1 protein-coding gene is annotated in these 1509 nt (G+C 61.5%); it reads right to left on the bottom strand.

The annotated features are described in order from the left end of the window. Positions 1-74 precede the first annotated feature (74 nt). Positions 75-1438, bottom strand: a protein-coding gene (locus FFS35_RS19820) for an IS3 family transposase (RefSeq protein ID WP_136452415.1) whose coding sequence is annotated in 2 segments (ribosomal slippage) — positions 75-1090 and positions 1090-1438 — 1365 coding nt in all. Because the reading frame shifts where the segments join, the coding sequence is not laid out codon by codon here. Between the last annotated feature and the right edge of the window lie 71 nt (positions 1439-1509).

Here is a 1509-nt window from a genome sequence, read left to right as displayed (position 1 = left end):
TGTCCGTCGTCAGAACATTCGGCACAACTCGCGGCGTAGATTAGCGGAGTGCGGACCTCGTCAGGGGGTTGATGTTAGGCGGCGAACTTGCGGTGCTGCAAGCGCCGATGTTCGATGGTCTGTCGCTTGATCCTTTCGCGCAGTTTGATGATTGCCGGAGCCCTGCCGAAGTAGGCGTCGGCAGGCGTCACGTTGGCCAGGCTCTCGTGGTATCGCTGGTGATTGTAGTGCTCGACGAAGGCCTCGATGTGGGCTTCGAGGTCGCCGGGCAGGAAGTAGTTTTCCAGCAAGATGCGGTTTTTCAGGGTCTGGTGCCAGCGCTCGATCTTGCCCTGGGTTTGGGGATGACACGGGGCGCCGCGGACATGGCTCATCTTCCGGGCCTCGATGTATTCCGCCAGCTCACCCGCGATGTAGCTGGGGCCATTATCGCTGAGTAGCCGGGGTTTGTGCAGCACCGTGGCGCTGTCGCAACCAGAAGCCGCCAGGGCGAGGTCCAGCGTGTCGGTGACGTCCTCGGCTCGCATGTTGGTGCACAGCTTCCAGGCGATGATGTAGCGCGAGAAGTCGTCGAGCACGGTCGACAGATACATCCAGCCCCACCCGATGATCTTGAAGTAGGTGAAGTCGGTCTGCCACATCTCGTTCGGCCGCGTGGTTTTCGTGTGGAACTGATCGGCAGCCTTGATCACGACATAGGCCGGGCTGGTGATCAGGTCGTGGGCCTTCAACAGGCGGTAAACCGTGGATTCCGACACGAAGTAGCGCTGCCCATCGGTGAAGCGCACGGCCAGTTCCCGGGGGCTCAGCTCAGACTGTTCCAGCGCCAGCTCGATGATCTGGTCGTGGATGCCCGCCGGGATGCGGTTCCACACCCGGCTCGGCGCCGATGGCCGATCTTCCAACGCCTCCGGCCCGCCTTCGAGGTAGCGATCATACCAGCGGTAGAATGTCCGACGAGGGATGCCGAGTTGGTCCAGCGTGCGCTTGGCCGACAGGTGCGACTGCTCGACGGTTCTGATGATCTCGAGCTTCTCGGATGCGGGATACCTCATTCGTCGTTGCCCCCATCCGCGACCATGCTTTTTTTGAGCAGACGGTTTTCCAGTGTCAGATCGGCCACGCATTCCTTCAGGGCCCGGGCTTCGCGGCGCAGGTCCTGGACCTCTCCGGTGGTCGCGGCACGGGCGGTGTCGCCGGCCAGGCGGCGCTTGCCAGCTTCCATGAACTCCTTCGACCAGGTGTAATACAGGCTCTGGGCAATGCCTTCCTTGCGGCATAGCTCGGCGATGCTGTCTTCCCCGCGCAGGCCATCCAGCACGACGCGGATCTTGTCCTCGGCCGAAAAGTGGCGCCGGGTCTGTCGGCGGATGTCCTTCACTACCCGCTCTGCTGGGGCCTTGGCGGGCGATTTTACATTGGAGGATCTGGGCTTCATCTTCGTTCCTTCGTCACTACGACGAAGCCCAGATCCTCCTTAAATCACAACCTCAAATCTGTGCCATTGGT

It is taken from the genome of Sphingomonas sp. 3P27F8, from assembly GCF_005502745.1.
Lineage (GTDB): Bacteria > Pseudomonadota > Alphaproteobacteria > Sphingomonadales > Sphingomonadaceae > Sphingomonas.
Note: the sequence above shows the minus strand (reverse complement) of the source record. Positions and strands in the feature narration are given on the sequence as shown.